We start from the raw sequence: 17,849 nt of genomic DNA on the forward strand, positions 1-17,849 counted from the left end.
CGGCTCTGCGCAACGCCGCTGGGCGCGTCCGGAGGCGTCCGCAGTAGGTCGGTGGGTTTCTTCACAACCTCTCAGCCAGCGTTCTGCCAGAAGGCGGAGTCCGGGTCCAGAAACGCCGTGTGCGGCACATAGTGCGAGCCGTCACAGGAGAAGTTGAGCGCCACCAGGCCGTTGAAGATGTTGAGGGAGCCGGAGCGCAGGTAGATGATGTCGTCCGCATAGCGCAGGCGGCGGAAGCCCTCCAGCACGGCGCGCACCTCGTCGGCGGCGATGACCGCCTGCTCCGGATAGGCGCAGTGTGGATAGGCCAGGCACACGTCTGGGTCCGCCAGCTCATCGAAGTGCAGCAGCCGGTAGCGGAAGGGGTCGGTCACCAGCCAGATGGTGGCACGGGAGCTGGAGAAATGGATTTTGCAGTGGAAGACGCCGCTCTCGGTGACCAGCTCCTCCAGCACCGGCAGCACGGCGTCGATGTGTCGGTCCATGAGGCTTTCCACGCGCCGCTGCTCGAACAGCGAGCCGCGGATGGCCGGATCGCCCTTCAACTGCTGCCAGCGGCTCGGCTCGCGGTAGACCTCGCGGGTCAGCGGCAGGTCGCGCAGGTCGAAGTCCGCACCCAAGAGTCCCAACGGCTCGCCGTCGCGCTCAATGCGCCGCAGCGCCGTCAGCGACGGCCGCTTCGCCCGCAGGCTGATGTAGGCCTCCGACAGCAGCAGGCCGTGCGCCGGCATGGGCTCCTGCATGTAGGGCCGCCCAGAGCGGTCGCGGCCGAAGTCCGCCTCGATGGGCCCGTCGGCGGCGGCGTTGGCACTCACCTGCACCGCATGGGTGTCCAGCGCATACAGGTAGCGGCTGTGCGGTACGGTGCCCAGCGCATCCAGCAGCACGGCGTCCAGCGCGGCCCGGTCACCCCAGACGGCGGCACAACGCCGGGCGACGAAGGCCATGGGCTCCAGCAGCATGTTGAACAGGGCGAGGCGCTGACGGGCGACGCTGGCCTTGAGATCCTGGGTCATTCGCGTTGAGTGACAGCTGCGGAGCGGAGGCGGGGGGCTGCGGCCACAGCGCGCCGCAGTGCCCTGGATTCTACACTGGAAAGGACCACGTCGAAGACCGCCGCGGTCCACCACACAACACCGCTCGCCCTCGCCCCGGGACCTTCGCCACAGGAGCCAGCCATGAGCCTCGTCGGAAGCCTGATCGCCATCTCCCTGTTGCTGCTGGCCGCGCTCGGCATCGCCGGCGCCCTGCTGATGGGCCGCTCCAGCCGCAGCGCCGACGCCCGCCAACCGGACCGGGATGATCACTGAGGCCGCGGCGGCTGTAATGCCATGCGCGGCGGCCCGAACCCTGCCGCTGGCAGGGTCGCTCGCGCTGTGTGCTGCCTTGGGTGGCTGCGCCGTGCCCACCGCGGACGTGGCGACGGGGCTGCGGGTCAGCGCGGAGCGCGCGGTGCCCTTTCCCGCCGGCAGCGCCCATGCCACCTTCCAGCACGGCCGCGTCGTGCGCCAGGCGAGCCTGTTCGAGCCCTACTGCCAACTGGAGGTGGACACCGTGGTGCCCCGGAAGCGGGTCCTGGCGCCCGGTCGCTGGCGGGTCACCCGCATCGGCACCCGCATCCTGCGCGACCCCATCACCCGCATTCCGCTGCTGCACCCCAGGCTCGACTGCAGCGACAGCATCTACCAGGAATCCATCTGGCGACTGGCGCCGGATGCGCCTGGCGCCAACCCGGTGGTGCGCCATCTGCGCTGCATCGCGCCCTATTTCAACTGCCGCTTCGGGCCGCCGTTGGCAATGGATCAGATGCAGCAAGTGGTGGGGCCTTACCTGTCGGTGACGCGGCAGGGACCTTGAGACAACGTCGCCGGACGAGCCGGGCCCTCAGCGGCCTTCGACGCAGCGCTCGCGGTCGCAGCGCACCAACATGCTGGTGCCGTTGCGGCAGTGGACGCGGTGCACCTCGGTGCCGGCGTCCTCGCGCAGCAGCACGGCGCCGAGCTCGCCGAGCTCGCAGCCCCGGGCGGCGGCGCGCTCTTCGGCGTGGTAGGCCCAGACGCCCTTGGGCGCATCGTCTTGCGGTGCCGGCAGCGCGGGCGCGGGGGGCGGCGCGGTGCGTTGCGTGGGCTGGGCTGCGCCCGCTGTCGCCGGCGGCTGGGCGGCGGCTCGGCTGGTCCCGCTCCGGGGCTGCCGAAGCTCTGGAGCCGACGTGGTCGGGACGGACTGGTCAGCGCCCGGCGACGGCGCGGCCCGGCGTGTGGGCTCCGCCCCCGCAGCGCGGGCGCTGCCCGGCGGACCGATGGCGGCCCACTGCTCCTGAAGGGAGCGCAGCGCGTTCATCAGGTTGGCCCGGTAGGCTTGGGTGACATCCGTGGCCCACTCCTGGCGGGTGCCGGTGTACCAGCGCTCGTCCGCCCGCAGGGCGATGATGACACCCGCGTCGGTGGGGGTGAAATCCGCCCGGATACGCAGCAGCGTCTGCGCCGGCGGCGCCACAGTACCCATGACCACACCGGGCGGGCCGTCGCTCGCGGGCGCATCCAGCAGGGTCTCGAAGACGACGTGCTCGCGCTCGCTGGCGGCGACGCGCCAGCCCTTGATCAGCGCCGCATCCAGGGCCAGCGCCTTGGCTCGGGGCACATTGGCGCCGGCGAGCACGACGCTCGGAGAGTCCGGCACCTCAGCATGCACAACCGCGACCATCAGCAGCACCAGGGCAAGCGGCAAGAGGACACAGGGGCGGGAAACGGGGAAGTGGGCTGACGCGCTCTGCGGGCGCCGATGCAGCGGTTGCCGAGGCAGCACCTCGGTCCAGGGACACCGCGTCCACCGCAGTAGCGACCACACACCCCGTGTGCGGCGCCGGCGCCCCGTTTCCAGGCCCCATCGCATGCGCTCAGCGCATGGGCTCGCAGACGCCCCCGCGGCACTTCACCAGCAGGTTGCTGCTGCCGACGCACTGCACCTCGTGGATCTCGAAGCCGTTGGTCTCCTGCAGCAGCATGGCGCCGCGATCGCCCAGGGCACAGCCGCGCAGGCGCGCGAAGTCCTCCGCGTAGTAGGCCCAGAGCCCTTTGCGCGAGCCCTGATTCAGCGCCAGCATCGCGTTGGGGGCGCCGCTGTCCGCGGCCACCGTCGGCGCAACGGGGGCCGGTGTGCGGGGCGCGGGTGCCGCGGCCTCCGCCGCCGTGGTGGGGCTGCGCGGGGCCTCGATGGTGGGCGCCACCAGCGCACTGCCCGACGCAGCTCCCGCGCTTGTGGCGGGCTGGGCGCTTCGGGGCTGGGTTGTCACGGGCCCGGTGGTCACGGACTGGGTTGTGGTGGAGCGGATTGCGGGGGGTGGGGCGCTGGACGACGGCGCCGCGCTGCGCGTCGCGGTCGGCGCAGCGGCCACCCTGGGGGTCGCTGCCGGGGCCTCTTGCGCGGTGGTCGACGCGTCGGCCGCTGCCGCCCCGTCGGCGCTCACGGTCTGCGCGACATCGCCCAGGTCGGCGCCTGTGTCGGCCTCCGTGTCGCCCCCACCCTCTCGCTCGGCCAGCACCGGGACCTCGGCGCGCAGCTTGTCCCGCGCCGCGATCCAGGCCGAGGACAGGGAGCTCAGGGAGATGAGCAGCTGATTCTCGTACTCCGAGGTGTAATCGAGCCGCTTCTCCTCCGGCGTGCCCGGGTTGGTCAGGACGAAGGCGCGCAGCGCAACGATGCTGCCGTCGCCCCGCTCGGCGATGTTGGTCTCCACCTGCATGCGCGGCGGGGCCAGCGCGCTGCCCAGCGCCTGGGCCTGCGGCAGCTCAGGCGGCAGTGGGCGCTCCAGCAGCAGCTGGTTGGCATCCGCGGCGACGATGTCCCAGCCCCTGGTGCGCGCCGCCGCCATGGCCACCGAGCGCGCATCCTGCATGGACGCGCCCGGCAGGGCCACCTGCGGCAGGTTGGAGATGTTGCCGATGCTGACCTTCGCTTCGCCGGGCACGGAGCCGCCGCCGACGCTCGCGCAGCCGACGACGGTGAGAGCGAGGAGCAGCAGAAAGGGGATGCGGATGGATGTCACGGAATGCTCCGGCCGGCGTGGTTGGACAGGCGCCCGACGTGCTGCGGCCAAGGCGCAGCGGCGGCCCCGTAAAAACGCGGAAGCTTAGCATAAGGCCCGGTCTCACAGGAGCTTACGCTGAAGATGTGCGGGCAGTTCGTCCGCTTTTCGCGGGCATCGGACCGGCGCTGGGGCCGTCGCTGGGGCCGACGGCACGCGCCCGCCTGCACGGCTCGTCCAACCCCACAGCGCTGCCGCCGGGGCATGGCGCCTGAGCGGCCGTGCCGGGGCGGCTGTCTTTAAGGCCAGGCGGGCTCTTCGATGAGCTCCACGGCATTGGCGTCCGGGTCCCGGCAGAAGAGCGCGCGGCGCCCGGAGCGGCTCAGGGTGTAGGGGATGCCGGCGGCGTCCAGGCGCGCCACGAGGGCATCCATGTCCGTGATGCGCAGCGCCACATGGCGGTCGCGACCGCCGTGAGCGGGGCGCCCGCTGGCGGGGTCCGGGCTCGGCAGCTCCAGCAGATGAATCTGCTGCGGCCCCAGGTCCAGCCAGGCACCGGCGAAGGCCATGTCCGGGCGCTCCGGTGACACCGGCAGGCCCAACAGGTCGCGATAGAAGCCGAGTGCCCGCTCGGTGTCCGCCACCAGCAGGCTCACGTGATGCATACCGGATACGAGTGCCATCTGCGTCATCTCCGTTGGTTTCGCGGCGATGGGCGCATCGCCTATACTGACCGTTTGCGCGCCTGGCGGACTTGCCGGCCGCAGCATGTCAGCGCGGCTTTTGCACTCAAGCCCTGAAGCCCGCCCGTCGCCACCGCCCATCCGGTGGCCGCATCACGCTGCCCCAAGCCGCACGACCCGCCCCGCCCCCAGACGCCGAGCTTCGCCCGCCAGCATGAATCCGCGACTCGACCGCCTGCAACCCTACCCGTTCGAGCGGCTCGGCGCGCTGCTGGCGGACGCAGCCCCGCCACCGGGGCTCGCACCCATCCGCCTCTCCATCGGCGAGCCGAAGCATCCGACGCCCGCATTCATCGCGCAGACCCTGGCGGGCCACCTGGAGGGGCTCGCCAACTATCCAGCCACCCGCGGCACGCCCATGCTGCGCGAGGCCATTGCCGCCTGGCTCACAGGCCGCTTCCGGCTGCCGGCGGATGCGCTCGACCCGGAGCGGCATGTGCTGCCGGTGAACGGCACCCGCGAGGCGCTGTTCGCCTTCGCCCAGGCCGTGGTGGACCCAGCGCCGGAGGCGCTGGTGCTGCTGCCGAACCCCTTCTACCAGATCTACGAGGGCGCGGCACTGCTGGCGGGCGCAACGCCCGAGTACCTCCCCTGCACGGCGGAAACCGGCCACCAGCCGGACTTCGAGGCCGTGGACGCCGCCACCTGGGAGCGCTGCAGGCTGCTCTTCGTCTGCTCACCCGGCAACCCGAGCGGTGCGGTGCTGGGGCAGGCGACGCTGGCGCGGCTCATCGAGCTCGCCGAGCGGTATGACTTCATCATCGCCGCCGACGAGTGCTACAGCGAGCTCTACGCCGACGAGGCCGCCCCGCCGGTCGGCCTGCTTCAGGCCGCGGCGGGCATGGGCAACACGGGCTTCCGCCGCTGCGTCGTCTTCCACAGCCTGTCCAAGCGCTCCAACGCGCCGGGACTGCGCTCGGGCTTCGTCGCCGGCGATGCCGAGGTGCTGCGCCGCTTCCTCGCCTACCGCACCTACCACGGCTGCGCCATGGCCCTGCCGCAGCAGCATGCGAGCGCCGCCGCCTGGCGCGATGAGCAGCACGTGGTGGACAATCGCCGTCTCTACCGCGAGAAGTTCGAGGCCGTGCTGGCGATCCTTGACGGCGTGCTGGAGGTGGAGCGCCCGGCGGGCGGCTTCTATCTGTGGCCGCGCACACCCATCCCCGACACCGACTTCGCCCGCCGGCTGTTCGCCGAGCAGCACGTGACCGTCCTGCCCGGGAGCTTCCTGTCCCGGCCCACGGCCGCCGGCGACCCGGGCGCGGGGCGGGTGCGCATGGCGCTGGTGGCGCCACTGAACGAATGCGTGGAGGCGGCCGGGCGCATGGCACGCTTCTGCCGCGGCCTCTGACACCATCTGAGACACCCACTGACAACCTGGCGCGCACCCGCCGGCTGCTGATCCATCGAGCACCCAAGCCAAACACCGCATCACCGAGGAACCCGTCATGTCCGACACCCAAGCCGTCATCGACAAGGCCTTTGAGCGCCGCGCCGAGATCACCCCCCGCAACGTCGAGACCCTGGTGCGCGATGCCGTGCTGGATACCATCGACCGGCTCGACCGCGGCGAGCTGCGGGTCGCCGAGAAGACCGACGGCAGCTGGGTGGTCAACGACTGGGTCAAGAAGGCGGTGCTGCTGTCCTTCCGGATCGAGGACAACCAGTTCATCAAGGGCGGCTTCACCAACTATTACGATAAGGTCCCATCCAAGTACGCGGACGCCAACTCCCGGGAATTCCGCGACGGCGGCGTGCGTGTGGTGCCGCCGGCGACGGCCCGCCGCGGCGCCTACATCGCCCCCAGCTGCGTGCTGATGCCGAGCTATGTGAACATCGGCGCCTATGTGGACTCCGGCACCATGGTGGACACCTGGGCCACCGTCGGCTCCTGCGCGCAGATCGGCAAGAACGTGCACCTCTCCGGTGGCGTCGGCATCGGCGGCGTGCTGGAGCCGGTGCAGGCGGCGCCCACCATCATCGAGGACGACTGCTTCATCGGCGCCCGCTCGGAGATCGTCGAGGGCGTCATCGTGGGCCAGGGCGCCGTCATCTCCATGGGCGTCTACATCGGCCAGAGCACCAAGATCTACCACCGCGAGACCGGCGAGGTCACCTACGGCCAGGTGCCCCCGGGCGCCGTCGTCGTCCCCGGCAACCTGCCGTCGAAGGACGGAACCCACAGCCTCTACTGCGCCGTCATCATCAAGCAGGTGGATGAGAAGACGCGGGGGAAGGTGGGGTTGAACGAGCTGTTGCGGGATATTTGAGGGAGAAGGGCTGAGCGCTGAGGGCTGAGGAGCGCGCACGCGTCATCCGCGGCCAAATCACTGACCCTAAGCCCTCGGCCCTCAGCCCGTTCCCAATCCCTCACGACCAGCACCGAAACCCCCATGCCCACCCTCTACGGCATCCCCAACTGCGGCACCATCAAAAAGGCCCGGGCCTGGCTCGACGAGCGCGGCATCGACTACGCCTTCCACGACTACAAGAAGGCCGGTATCGAGGCGTCCATGCTGCGCGCCTGGGTGGCGGAGCTGGGCTGGGAGCAGCTCATCAACAAACGCGGTCAGATGTGGCGCAAGCTGGAGCCTGAGGTACGCGACAACCTGGACGAAGCCGCGGCCATCCGGGTCATGCTGGAGACGCCCGGCATCATCCGCCGCCCGGTGCTGGACACCGGCAGCGCACGCCACATCGGCTTCACCGAGGACCAGTACGAGCGGATCTTCGCACCATGAGCAAGCAGCCCTCCGCCACCGTCCAGCTCGCCTGCGAGCTCATCAGCCGCCCGTCCGTGACCCCCGAGGACGGCGGCTGCCAGCCGTTGATGATGGAGCGCCTGGCGCGACTCGGCTTCAGCGTGGAGCCCATGCGCTTCGGCGAGGTGGACAACTTCTGGGCGAGGCGTGGTGACGAGGGTCCCGTGTTCTGCTTTGCCGGTCACACGGACGTGGTGCCGCCGGGGCCGCTCGAGCGCTGGGACACGGACCCCTTCGAGCCCAGCATCCGTGACGGCGTCCTGTACGGGCGCGGCGCCTGCGACATGAAGGGCGCGCTGGCGGCCATGATCACGGCCACCGAGGGCTTCCTCGCGGTGCACCCGGAGCACGCGGGCTCCATCGCCTTTCTGATCACCAGCGACGAGGAAGGCCCGTCCATCGACGGCACGCGCAAGGTCATGGAGGCCCTCACCGCCCGCGGCGAGCAGATCGACTATGCCCTGGTGGGCGAGCCATCCAGCCGCGAGCGCCTCGGCGACATCGTCAAGCACGGCCGCCGCGGCAGCCTCACGGGCCGGCTCACCGTGCAGGGCCGCCAGGGCCACGTGGCCTACCCCCAGCTCGCCGACAACCCCATTCACCGCGCCGCCCCGGCGCTGGCGGCGCTGGCGGCCGAGCAGTGGGATGCAGGCAACGCGCACTTCCCGCCCACGAGCCTGCAATTCTCCAACGTCAACGCGGGCACCGGCGCCGACAACGTCATTCCCGACGCGCTCGCGGCCGTGTTCAACCTGCGCTTCTCGACTGAGCAGACGCCGGAGGGCATCCAGGCGCGCGTGGCGGCCATCCTGGAGGAGCACGGCCTCTGCATCGGGGACAACTGCACGCTCGACTGGCATGTCTCCGGTCTGCCCTTCCTGACCCCAGCCGGCGAGCTGCTGGACGCCGGCCGCGACGCCATCGAAGCGGTCACCGGCATTACCCCCGAGCCCACCACCACCGGCGGCACCTCCGATGGGCGCTTCATCGCCCCCACCGGCGCGCAGGTGCTGGAGGTGGGTCCGGTGAACGCCACCATCCACAAGGTCAACGAGTGCGTGGCCGTCAAGGAGCTGGACCAGCTCGCGGCCATCTACGCCGAGATGCTGCGGCGCCTGCTGACCTGACTAAGCCAGCTGCCGCACCAGCTCCGCGTTCTCGCGCAGCATGCCGGCGAAGTGGCGGGCCATGTTGGCGAGCATGTGCTCGCGGATGGCCGGGTCCAGCGCCGCGAAGGGCACCTCCAGGCAAGTGAGGTCGGTGCTGGCGGTGACGTTGGCGGTGCGCCGCTCGCGGTCCAGGATGCCGATCTCGCCGAACACGGTACCCGGGCCCAGGGTGGTGAGCCGCACCCGCCGGCCGCCAATGCCGCCGCCGGTCCCGCCGCCGGTGCCCACCCAGACCTCGGCCTCGCCGGCGATGACGAAGAAGAGGCTCTGCGCCGCGTCGCCGATGCTCACCACCGCCGCCCCCGCAGGATAGTGCAGCTCGCGGCCGGCGGCGCGCACGGCCGCGAGCTGTGCATCGGTCAGCCCCCGGCCCAGGTAGTGGGTGCGCAGGTCGGCGCCGTCCACCTGGGCGGCGGCGAGGCCGGCGGCGTCCACCAGCCGCTGCTCGCAGGTCTCCACCGCCCGGTCCGTGTCGTCGAAGCGCAGCCAGTCGGCGCTGCCGGCGGCGTCGGTCTTCTGCAGCAGCCGGCGGAAGCCGTACAGGTGCATGGTCTCGGTGAAGTAGAGGCGCTTGCCGGCGGCGCCGACCCGCTCAGCGAGGCGCAGCAGCAGCCGCGCCGCTGCATCGCCCACGCCCACCACGCGCTTGAAGTCCACCACCAGGCACTCCGCCGTGTCGAGATCGCCGAGCATCGCCAGCTCCACCGACTCGGCGCTGCCGAACACCAGCTCCCCCTGCAGCTCGTAGACCCGCACCCGGCCGCCCTCCGCCGCGAGCACGGCCTGCTCGGCGGGGCTGCGCTCGCGCCGGGAGCGCAGCTGCCGGCAATCCCAGCTGCGCCGCAGCACGGTGGCCGAGGTCGCCCGGGCGACGTTGAACATGTGCAGGCCGAAGTCCTGGGAAATCCGCTCGCAGGCGGCGATGCCGCGCACGCTGTTGCCCTTGGCGTCCAGCGGCGGCGAGAACACGCCGAGCCCGAACTGCCCCGGCAGCACGGCCATGATGCCGCCGCCGACACCGCTCTTGGCCGGCATGCCGACGTTGAAGACCCAGCCGCCGGAGTAGTCGTACATGCCGCAGGTGCTCATGACGCTCAGCACCTTGTCCACGTAGCGGCGCTTCAGCGCCACCACGCCGGTGACCGGGTTGACGCCGCCGTTGGCGAGACAGGCGCCCATGAGCGCCAGGTCCCGGGCGGTGACGCGGATGGAGCACTGCTGGAAGTAGAGGTCCGTGGCCTCCTCCGGCGAGCGCTCAAGGATGCCGTAACCCCGCAGCAGATGCGCGATGGCCCGGTTGCGGTGGCCGGTGTCGCGCTCGGAGGTGAACACCGCCGTGTCGATGTCCATGTCGCGGCCGGTGTAGCGCGCGAAGGTGGCGAGCAGCCGCTCCAGCGCGGGCGCCTGGTCGTTGCGCACCAGGGCCGTGGTGGCGATGGCGCCCGCGTTGATCATGGGATTGAGCGGCCGGCCGCTGCCGGGCTCCAGACTGATGGAGTTGAAGGCCTCGCCGGAGGGCTCGACGCCCACCCTGGCCAGCACCGCGTCCAGGCCGTGGTCCTCCAGCGCCAGCCCATAGGCGATGGCCTTGGAAATGGACTGAATGGTGAACGGCCGGCGTGACTCGCCGGTCTGGTAGACATGGCCGTCCACGGTAGCCAGCGCGATGCCGAACCAGCCCGGATCGGCGCGGGTCAGCTCGGGGATGTAGTCCGCCAGGGCGCCGTCGGCAAGCCCCGCCAGCGCCGCGTGCAGCTCCTCCAGGTAGTCCTGCAGCGGCGCCGCGGCGAGGGCGGCAGCGATGCTGCCGTCCCCACGGCCCGGCTGCCGTGGCGCGGCCTGCAAGGCCTCAGCCACGCTCCATCAGCACGCGCAGATCGAGCACCGCGGCGTTGGCACGCGACATGTAGGACGCCAGCACCAGCGAGTGGTTGGCCAGCATGCCGAAGCCGTGTCCGTTCAGCACCACCGGCGAGCGCTTGAACATGGTGGCGTATTCCAGATCGCGAATGATCTGCTGCATCGACACCTCGGCGTTCTTCTGCCGCAGCACCGGCGCGAAGTCCACGGCCAGCGCCTTCATCATATGCAGCAGGGCCCAGGAGTAGCCGCGGGCCTCGAAGAAGACGTTGTCGATCTGGGTCCAATCGGTGCGCCGCACGCCCTGTGATCCGTCGGCGTTCAGCGGCTGCGCGCCTTCGCCGACTTCGGCGCCCAGCGCCGCGATCAGCTCGTCGTCGCCGACGCTCGCGGACAGCCGCTGACCGTAGCTGCCGAGGCGCTTCTCCACCACCATCAGATAGGCGCGGAGGTTGTCGGCGCGGGCGTAGAAGCGCGCCCGCGGGTTGCCCGAGACCAGCTCCTGCAGGTAGCGATCGAGCGCCGCAAGGCCCTCTTTGTACTCCTCTTCCGCGGACGGCAGGATCCAGGACTCCGCGTCGAAGTTGAACTTGGAATCGGCGTTCTTGAGGTCTTCGTTCTCGATGGACTGGGTCTGGGAGCGACTGAAGTCGTTCCGCAGGGCGCGCACCGAGTCGCGCAGCTCCGTCAGCAGGCCGTATTCCCAGGACGGCATGTTGTCCATGAAGATGGCCGGGGGCATGAGGTCGTTGCGCAGATAGCCGCCCGGCTTGTGCAGCAGGGTATCGGCCACCTTGATGGCGCTGGAGACCGTGGCGGCGCCCGGTACGTGCTCTGCGTCCTCGCCGATGAGCGTCTGCATATTCGCCGTGACGTCGAATTTCGGCGGCTGCAGGGACCACCAGAGGCTGAGACCAAACAGGACGACGCCGATCAGCACAATGGCAACGGCGCCCCAGCGCAGCGCCCCGCCGTGCCCGCCGCCGCGGCGATCCGTTTCTTTTTCCGATGTGTCTTCGACGTTTTGCTTCGTGTCGGAGCGGGGAGGAGGAGCACTCTCGTCCGATCGCAGGATACGATCGGCATCGCTCAGGGAGCCGTTGGACATGTCTGATACCTCTTGAAATTTGGCTTGTCGCACATGGCAGTCGGCACGCGGCGCGTGGCCCGGTGCCGCCTGACCGTCCTGACAGGCGACGGGCGCAGTCCAGGCCGGGGACGCGCGGGCCGCATCGTGCCGGAAGGCTGTTGCTCGCCATCCGGGTTTCCGCATGCCGATTGTGCTTGAGTCTCCGCGCACGTTACACCCGAACCCGGCGATTGCAAGCGCCTGCGCAGACCCAGGTCATCGCGGCCCGTGGCGGGCACAACGTCTATGGTCGCGGCGTCCTGCGCCCGTTGCGCACTTCGATGAATCCGAATATTGTGCCGCGGTCGTGGAGATCGGGCATCCCCCGTCCATGTTAACGCCGACCCGCTCGACAGACATCCATCAGGCGCCGACCGTGGCCGACGCAACCCACTCCCCTGCCCCTGCCAACCTGCTGCGCTGGACCGCACGTCTCGCGCTCTTCGCGCTCGTCTGGCTGGTGCTGGTGGGCACCGACCCACTGTCGTGGATCGTCGGTGTGCCGACGGTGCTGCTCGCCGCCTTCGCCGCGGCGCGGCTGTCCACGCTGGTGGGCGCAGACCCGAAGCCCCTGCGGCTGATCGGCTTCGTGCCCTTCTTCGTGTGGGAGTCCATCCTCGGCGGCCTCGACGTCGCCCGGCGCGTGCTGGCGCCCCGACTGCGCATCGACCCCGCGCTGGTGAGCTACCGCCCGCGCCTGACAAACCCTGCCGCCCAGGTGGTGTTCCTGGACACCATCAGCCTGCTGCCGGGTACCCTGTCGGCGGACATCCGCAACGGACTGGTGCAGGTGCATGCGCTGGATGGGGAGCCATCGGTGCTGGCGGGCCTGGAGCGCCTGGAGAACCGCGTGGCCCGCCTGTTCGGCGAGACACTCACAGGCGCACCCATGGTGACCGTCACCAGTTGCGCCCGTGAAGACGCCCTGGCACTGGCGCGGGCCGAGGCGCAGGCGGCGCTCCCGCCGACGCCCGCAGCCGAGCCGGCCGCGGAGAGCCGCGATGCCTGATTTCCTGCTCGCCATGGCGCTGGTGCTGCTGCTCACCATGTCCGCCGGCCTGGCGCGGGTGGTGATCGGGCCCACGCCTGCGGACCGCATGATGGCGGCGCAGCTGCTCGGCACCTCCGGCATCGCTGTGCTGCTGCTGCTGGCGCTGTCGCTGGACGTGCCGGCGCTGCTGGACGTGGCCCTGATCTTCGCCCTGCTCGCGGCCGTTGCCGTGGCCGCCTTCACCCGTCGCCGCGCGGGCCGGGACCAGGCCTGAGCACCTTCAGCACCGCCCCAGCATCCGACACAGCATCCGACACAGCATCCGACACAGCATCCGACCCAGCACCCGAACCGGCATCCGACTCAGTATCCGACCCGGCATCCGGGCACCGTACATCCAAGCACCAGCCCAAACGCCCGCCGCCGTCGCCGACCCACGCCCGCCATGTCCACGGAAGCCATCCTGCACGCCCTCGCCGCCGTCTGCATCGTCCTGGGCACCACCTTCTTCCTCGCCGGCACCATCGGGCTGCTGCGTCTGCCGGACCTGTTCAGCCGCCTGCATGCGCTGACCAAGGCGGACAACCTGGGGCTCGGGCTGGTCATGCTGGGCCTCATCCTATACGACCCCAACCCCTTCTACGCCGTGAAGCTCCTGATCCTGTGGGTGCTGGTGATGGTCTCCGGTGCCACCGGTGCTCACCTCATCGCCAAGCGTGCGCTGCGCGGCGACGGCGAGGACGCGCCATGAGCCAGCTGACGCTGCTGATCGTCTTCGACGCGGTGCTGCTGGTGACGCTGCTGGTACTGGCCTTCGCCGCCGTGCTGAGCCCCGAGCCGCGGCGGGCGGTGATGCTCTTCATCGCCTTCGGCCTGTGGCTGTCACTGATCTGGGCACGGCTGCAGGCCCCGGATGTGGCCCTGGCGGAGGCCGCCATCGGCGCCGGCCTCGGCGGCGCGCTGATGCTGGCGGCGGCGCGCCGGGCGGCCCGCACCGCGAGCCGAAGTCGCGGGGACGACGCGTCATGAGCGCGCCTGCCGGCCTGGACCGCGCCACTGAGCGCAGCCGCGACCTGCGCCTGCTGCTGGCGGTGCTGCTCACGCTCCTCGGCGTGGCCCTGACACTGGTGTACCTGATTGCGCTCAACGCCGGCGCCGCCCCCCGGCTTGCGGACCTGGCCTACGAGCGCCTGCCCAGCACCGGCGTGCAGAACCCGGTCACGGCGGTGCTGCTCAACTACCGCGCCTACGACACCCTGATGGAGCTCGCCGTGCTGCTGGCGGCACTGCTCGGCATCTGGGCGCTCGGGCCGGCGCCGCCGGGCTTCCAGCGCTCCGGGGCCGTGCTGGCGGCTATGGTGTCCTGGGTGGTGCCGCTGCTCATCGTCACCGGCGGCTACATGCTCTGGGTGGGCGGCTACGCCCCGGGTGGCGCTTTCCAGGCGGGCGCATTGCTCGGGGCCGCCGGCGTCATCGTGCGCCTGGCCGGCGACCCTCGCGCCGGGCTGCCCGGCGAGGCCGCCCAGCGCTGGCTCCTGGTGGCCGGCGTGCTGGTGTTCACGCTGGTGGGGCTCGGGCTCATGGCCTTCGGCGCGGGCTTCCTCACGTATCCGCCGACGCTCGCCAAGTGGCTCATCCTGCTCATCGAGGCAGCGGCCACCGTCGCCATCGGCGCGGCGCTGGCAGCGGCCTACGTCGGCGGCCGCCCCCCAGGCCCGGATGCCCGACCAACGGCGGAAGACGAAGACGCGCTGACTCCGGCGCAGACGCCCGCGAATCCGCCGGCCCCGCCCCTCGACCCACGCCCCTAGCCGCTTGCTCCATGCTGATCGCACAGTTCCTTTACGGCGGCGCCGGCCTCGTGCTTTTCACGCTGGGCCTTTGGTCTTTCCTGGTGCACGAGCCGCTGCTGCGCAAGATCATCGCCCTCAATGTCACCGGCGCCGGCGTCTTCCATGTGCTCATCGCCATCGCCTACCGCGGTGACGCCGCCCCACCTGACCCGGTGCCCCACGCGCTGGTGCTGACGGGCATCGTCGTCGCGGTGAGCGCCACCGCGCTCGCGCTGATGCTGGGCGCCCGCCTCCAGGACGCGGACGAGGAAGACCAAACCCCATGAGCGATGCCGCGTTGACGCATCCGCTGGTGCTCTGCATCGCACTGCCGCTGCTGGGCGCGATGCTGGTGACGGCGCTGCCGCGCTGGTCCGTGCGGCTCGGCATACTGGCGGCGGTGGCAACGGCCGCCGCGGCGGTGGCGCTGGCCGCGACGGTCTGGCAGCAGGGCACCCTGCACCTGATGCTGGGCGGCTGGGACCGGCAGCTGGCCATTGCGCTGCGGGCGGACGGCATCGCCACCGCCCTGGTGCTCATGGCCAACCTGGTGGCGCTCGGCATCAGCGTCTATGCCAGCGGCTACTTCCACGACCGGGTGCGGGTGCGCTCCTTCTGGCCGCTGTGGCTGCTGCTGTGGGCGGGGCTGAACGGGCTCTTCCTCGCCGGGGACCTGTTCAACCTGTACGTGATGCTGGAGCTGCTCGGCATCGCCGCGGCGGCCCTCGGCGCCCTCACCGGCAACCGCGACGCCGTGGCCGCGAACCTGCGCTACCTGCTGGTGGGGCTGCTCGGCAGCATCAGCTATCTGCTCGGCGTGGCCCTGCTCTACACCGCCTACGGCACCCTGGATCTGGGGCTGCTGGCGGCGGGCATTGCGGACAGTCCGCAGCTCTTGGCCGTCAACGCCGCGGCCATGACCCTGATGGTGGCGGGGCTCGCGCTCAAGGCGGCGCTCTTCCCGCTGCATTTCTGGCTGCCGCCGGCGCACGCCAATGCCCCCGCACCGGTAAGTGCGGCGCTGTCGGCGCTGGTGGTGAAGGCGGTGTTCTATCTCATCCTGCGGCTGTGGCTGGACCTGTTCTGGCCCATCACGGGCATGGCGGCGGCCATGCTGCCGGCCCTGCTCGGCGCCGTGGCCATCGTCTGGGGGTCCTGGCGGGCGCTGCGGGCGGAGCGGCTCAAGCTGCTCGCGGCCTACTCCACCGTGGCGCAGATCGGCTACCTGTTCCTGTTCCTGCCGCTGCTGGCGGCAACCCCGCCCGGCCCGGCGCGGGACGACCTGCTGGCAGCCCTGCTGCTGATGGCGGTGACCCACGGTTTCGCCAAGGCCGGGTTCTTTCTGGCCGCCGGGCTGGTGCAGACCAACGCCGGGCACGACCGCATCGACGACCTGGGCGGCACCGCGCAGCGGCTGCCGGCGACGACCTTCGCCATCGCCCTGTCCGGCTCCGCCCTCATCGGCCTGCCGCCGAGTGGGAGCTTCATCGGCAAATGGCTCCTGATGCAGAGCGCCATCGCCACCGGTCAGTGGTGGTGGGTCATCGTGGTCACCACCGGCAGCCTGCTGGCGTCCGCCTATGTGTTCCGGGTGCTGAGCCGCGCCTTCGGCCTGGAGCCGACGCCCATGCGCTTCATCACCGACGCCCGGGCCGAGGTGCCGGCGCTGACCCTGGCGCTGGTGTCGGTGGCGGTGCTGGGGCTCGCCTCCGGTCCGGTGTGGACACTGCTGGGCTTGAGCGCCGCGGGAGTTGGGGCATGAGCTGGGATTACGCAGCCCTGCTGCCGGGCGCCATCGTGGTGAGCTCGCTGCTGCCCGGTGTGTTCATCTTCCTGCTCGACGAAGAAAGCCATGTGCTGCGCACGGTGCTGAACCTGTTCGGTGCCGTCGCCAAGCTCGTGCTGGTGGGGCTCCTGATCTACGGCGTCTGGCTCGGCCAGGTGTTCGAGACCCGCATCGCCATCGCACCCGGGCTGACACTGGTGCTGAACGCCGATGCCCTGTCGGTGCTCTTCGTGACCCTGTCCACGGTGCTCTGGCTCGTCACCACGGTGTATGCCATCGGCTATCTGGAGCACTCCACCAACCGCTCACGCTTCTTCGGCTTCTTCAGCCTGTGCGTGTCCGCCACCGTGGGCATCGCCCTGTCCGGCAACCTGCTGACCTTCGTCATCTTCTACGAGGTCCTGACGCTGGCCACCTATCCGCTCGTAGCCCACCGCGGTACACCGGAGGCCACCCGGGGCGCCAAGATCTACCTGGCCTACACCCTCTCGGGCGGGCTGCTGCTGCTGGTGGGGGCGGTGTGGCTGCGCACGCTGACGGGGCCCGTGGATTTCGTAGAGGGCGGCATGCTGGGCGATCTGTCTCCAGACCTCCACGGGCAGCTGGTGGTCATCTTCGCGCTGCTGCTGGCGGGGCTCGGCGTGAAGGCGGCGCTGGTGCCCCTGCACGGCTGGCTGCCGCAATCCATGGTGGCGCCGGCGCCGGTGAGCTCCCTGCTGCATGCCGTCGCCGTGGTGAAGGCCGGTGCCTTCGGCATCGTACGCGTGGTCTACGACGTCTACGGTGTGACGCTCGCCTCGCAGCTCGGGCTGCTGACGGTGCTCGGGGTCCTCGCGTCCTTCACCATCGTCTACGGCTCGGTGCTGGCACTGACCCAGGACGGGCTCAAGAAGCGGCTCGCCTACTCCACCGTCAGCCAGGTGTCCTATATCGCGCTCGGCACCTCGCTGCTCGGGCCCGTGGCCACCGTCGGCGGGCTGGTGCATCTGGTGCACCAGGGCATCATGAAGATCACGCTCTTCTTCTGTGCCGGTAACTATGCGGAGACCCTGGGCGTCGCCAAGGTCAGTCAGATGGACGGCATCGGCCGGCGCATGCCGCTGACGACGCTGGCCTTCACGGTCGGTGCGCTGGGCATGATCGGCCTCCCGCCCATCGCGGGCTTCGTCAGCAAGTGGTATCTGGGCCTGGGCGGCGTCGAGGCGGGCCAGCACTGGGTGCTGGTGATCCTGGCCAGCAGCACCCTGCTGAACGCGGGCTATTTCCTGCCCATCCTCTACCGCGCCTGGTTCCGGCCGCTGCCGGCCGAGTGGCCCAACGAGCACCACTTCGGCACGCGCTTCGAGACCATGCACGCGCTGCTCTGGCCGCCGGTGATCACGGCCGTGTTCTGCCTGCTCGCGGGGCTGCTCGCGGCGGCGCCCTTCAGCCCGCTGGAATGGGCGCGGTTGATTGCGGAGCGGGAATATGGGTTATGAGGCGCCAGTGCGAAGTACGGAGCACGGAGTACGGGGTACGGTTCCGGAAGGACTTGGGCGCATCAGCCCTCAGCC

General features: G+C 70.7%; 20 protein-coding genes. 14 read left to right on the forward strand and 6 right to left on the reverse strand.

What is annotated here, in order from left to right; genetic code table 11:
* Positions 1–71: 71 nt before the first annotated feature.
* A complete protein-coding gene (locus QZ607_RS17320) occupies positions 72–1,016 on the reverse strand; it encodes a PDC sensor domain-containing protein (protein ID WP_295885193.1) in 945 nt (314 codons plus the stop codon).
* A 162-nt stretch (positions 1,017–1,178) separates the two neighbouring features.
* On the opposite strand from QZ607_RS17320, the gene QZ607_RS17325 reads away from it, so the two are divergent.
* Positions 1,179–1,310, forward strand: a complete 132-nt coding sequence (locus QZ607_RS17325; RefSeq protein WP_295885194.1) for a hypothetical protein — start codon at positions 1,179–1,181, stop codon at positions 1,308–1,310.
* 91 nt (positions 1,311–1,401) lie between these two features.
* Complete coding sequence (locus QZ607_RS17330) at positions 1,402–1,857, forward strand: hypothetical protein (protein ID WP_295885197.1); 456 nt, start codon at positions 1,402–1,404, stop codon at positions 1,855–1,857.
* A gap of 27 nt (positions 1,858–1,884) precedes the next feature.
* On the opposite strand, the gene QZ607_RS17335 is transcribed toward QZ607_RS17330, so the two are convergent.
* The 3 genes from QZ607_RS17335 to QZ607_RS17345 form a co-directional block, all read right to left on the reverse strand.
* Positions 1,885–2,727, reverse strand: a complete 843-nt coding sequence (locus QZ607_RS17335) for a hypothetical protein (protein WP_295885199.1) — start codon at positions 2,725–2,727, stop codon at positions 1,885–1,887.
* 169 nt (positions 2,728–2,896) lie between these two features.
* Entirely contained in the window at positions 2,897–4,045 is a 1,149-nt protein-coding gene (locus tag QZ607_RS17340; protein WP_295885201.1) for a hypothetical protein, read from the reverse strand.
* A gap of 278 nt (positions 4,046–4,323) precedes the next feature.
* Positions 4,324–4,707 carry a VOC family protein gene (locus QZ607_RS17345; RefSeq protein ID WP_295885204.1) on the reverse strand — a complete coding sequence of 128 codons (384 nt, stop codon included), beginning with the start codon at positions 4,705–4,707 and terminating at the stop codon, positions 4,324–4,326.
* Between the two features lie 214 nt (positions 4,708–4,921).
* Here QZ607_RS17345 and dapC point away from each other — a divergent pair, with 214 nt between their 5' ends.
* The 4 genes from dapC (at position 4,922) to dapE (ending at position 8,656) form a co-directional block, all read left to right on the forward strand.
* Positions 4,922–6,118, forward strand: coding sequence for a succinyldiaminopimelate transaminase (dapC, locus tag QZ607_RS17350; RefSeq protein ID WP_295885207.1), 1,197 nt, complete (start codon positions 4,922–4,924; stop codon positions 6,116–6,118).
* A gap of 97 nt (positions 6,119–6,215) precedes the next feature.
* The gene (dapD, locus tag QZ607_RS17355; RefSeq protein ID WP_295885209.1) at positions 6,216–7,037 is read left to right on the forward strand and encodes a 2,3,4,5-tetrahydropyridine-2,6-dicarboxylate N-succinyltransferase; all 822 of its coding nucleotides are present in this window, start codon (positions 6,216–6,218) and stop codon (positions 7,035–7,037) included.
* Positions 7,038–7,160: 123 nt separating this feature from the next.
* Positions 7,161–7,508 carry an ArsC family reductase gene (locus QZ607_RS17360; RefSeq protein WP_295885212.1) on the forward strand — a complete coding sequence of 116 codons (348 nt, stop codon included), beginning with the start codon at positions 7,161–7,163 and terminating at the stop codon, positions 7,506–7,508.
* On the forward strand, positions 7,505–8,656 hold the full coding sequence (dapE, locus tag QZ607_RS17365; protein ID WP_295885214.1) for a succinyl-diaminopimelate desuccinylase: 1,152 nt from the start codon (positions 7,505–7,507) through the stop codon (positions 8,654–8,656). Before QZ607_RS17360 ends, dapE begins: the two co-directional genes overlap by 4 nt.
* On the opposite strand, the gene glsA is transcribed toward dapE, so the two are convergent.
* Both glsA and QZ607_RS17375 read right to left on the reverse strand, forming a co-directional pair.
* Positions 8,657–10,555, reverse strand: a complete 1,899-nt coding sequence (gene glsA, locus QZ607_RS17370; protein WP_295885217.1) for a glutaminase A — start codon at positions 10,553–10,555, stop codon at positions 8,657–8,659.
* The gene (locus QZ607_RS17375; RefSeq protein ID WP_295885223.1) at positions 10,548–11,666 is read right to left on the reverse strand and encodes a DUF2333 family protein; all 1,119 of its coding nucleotides are present in this window, start codon (positions 11,664–11,666) and stop codon (positions 10,548–10,550) included. Before QZ607_RS17375 ends, glsA begins: the two co-directional genes overlap by 8 nt.
* A gap of 397 nt (positions 11,667–12,063) precedes the next feature.
* Here QZ607_RS17375 and QZ607_RS17380 point away from each other — a divergent pair, with 397 nt between their 5' ends.
* From QZ607_RS17380 to QZ607_RS17415, 8 genes are all read left to right on the forward strand, one after another.
* Positions 12,064–12,696: a Na+/H+ antiporter subunit E gene (locus tag QZ607_RS17380; protein WP_295885225.1), complete on the forward strand. Its 633-nt coding sequence runs from the start codon at positions 12,064–12,066 to the stop codon at positions 12,694–12,696.
* Positions 12,689–12,952 (forward strand): monovalent cation/H+ antiporter complex subunit F, encoded by a 264-nt coding sequence (locus tag QZ607_RS17385; protein WP_295885227.1) that lies wholly within the window; start codon positions 12,689–12,691, stop codon positions 12,950–12,952. Before QZ607_RS17380 ends, QZ607_RS17385 begins: the two co-directional genes overlap by 8 nt.
* 171 nt (positions 12,953–13,123) lie before the next feature.
* Positions 13,124–13,429: a monovalent cation/H(+) antiporter subunit G gene (mnhG, locus tag QZ607_RS17390; protein ID WP_295885229.1), complete on the forward strand. Its 306-nt coding sequence runs from the start codon at positions 13,124–13,126 to the stop codon at positions 13,427–13,429.
* The gene (locus tag QZ607_RS17395) at positions 13,426–13,707 is read left to right on the forward strand and encodes a DUF4040 domain-containing protein (RefSeq protein ID WP_295885231.1); all 282 of its coding nucleotides are present in this window, start codon (positions 13,426–13,428) and stop codon (positions 13,705–13,707) included. The genes mnhG and QZ607_RS17395 overlap by 4 nt, the downstream gene beginning before the upstream one ends.
* Entirely contained in the window at positions 13,704–14,489 is a 786-nt protein-coding gene (locus QZ607_RS17400) for an MnhB domain-containing protein (RefSeq protein WP_295885233.1), read from the forward strand. Before QZ607_RS17395 ends, QZ607_RS17400 begins: the two co-directional genes overlap by 4 nt.
* A 14-nt stretch (positions 14,490–14,503) precedes the next feature.
* A complete protein-coding gene (locus tag QZ607_RS17405; protein WP_295885347.1) occupies positions 14,504–14,797 on the forward strand; it encodes an NADH-quinone oxidoreductase subunit K in 294 nt (97 codons plus the stop codon).
* Positions 14,794–16,272, forward strand: a complete 1,479-nt coding sequence (locus tag QZ607_RS17410; protein WP_295885235.1) for a proton-conducting transporter membrane subunit — start codon at positions 14,794–14,796, stop codon at positions 16,270–16,272. The genes QZ607_RS17405 and QZ607_RS17410 overlap by 4 nt, the downstream gene beginning before the upstream one ends.
* Positions 16,269–17,774 (forward strand): proton-conducting transporter membrane subunit, encoded by a 1,506-nt coding sequence (locus tag QZ607_RS17415; protein WP_295885238.1) that lies wholly within the window; start codon positions 16,269–16,271, stop codon positions 17,772–17,774. Before QZ607_RS17410 ends, QZ607_RS17415 begins: the two co-directional genes overlap by 4 nt.
* The last annotated feature ends 75 nt before the right edge of the window (positions 17,775–17,849 follow it).

It is taken from the genome of uncultured Thiohalocapsa sp., assembly GCF_913063425.1.
Lineage (GTDB): Bacteria > Pseudomonadota > Gammaproteobacteria > Chromatiales > Chromatiaceae > Thiohalocapsa.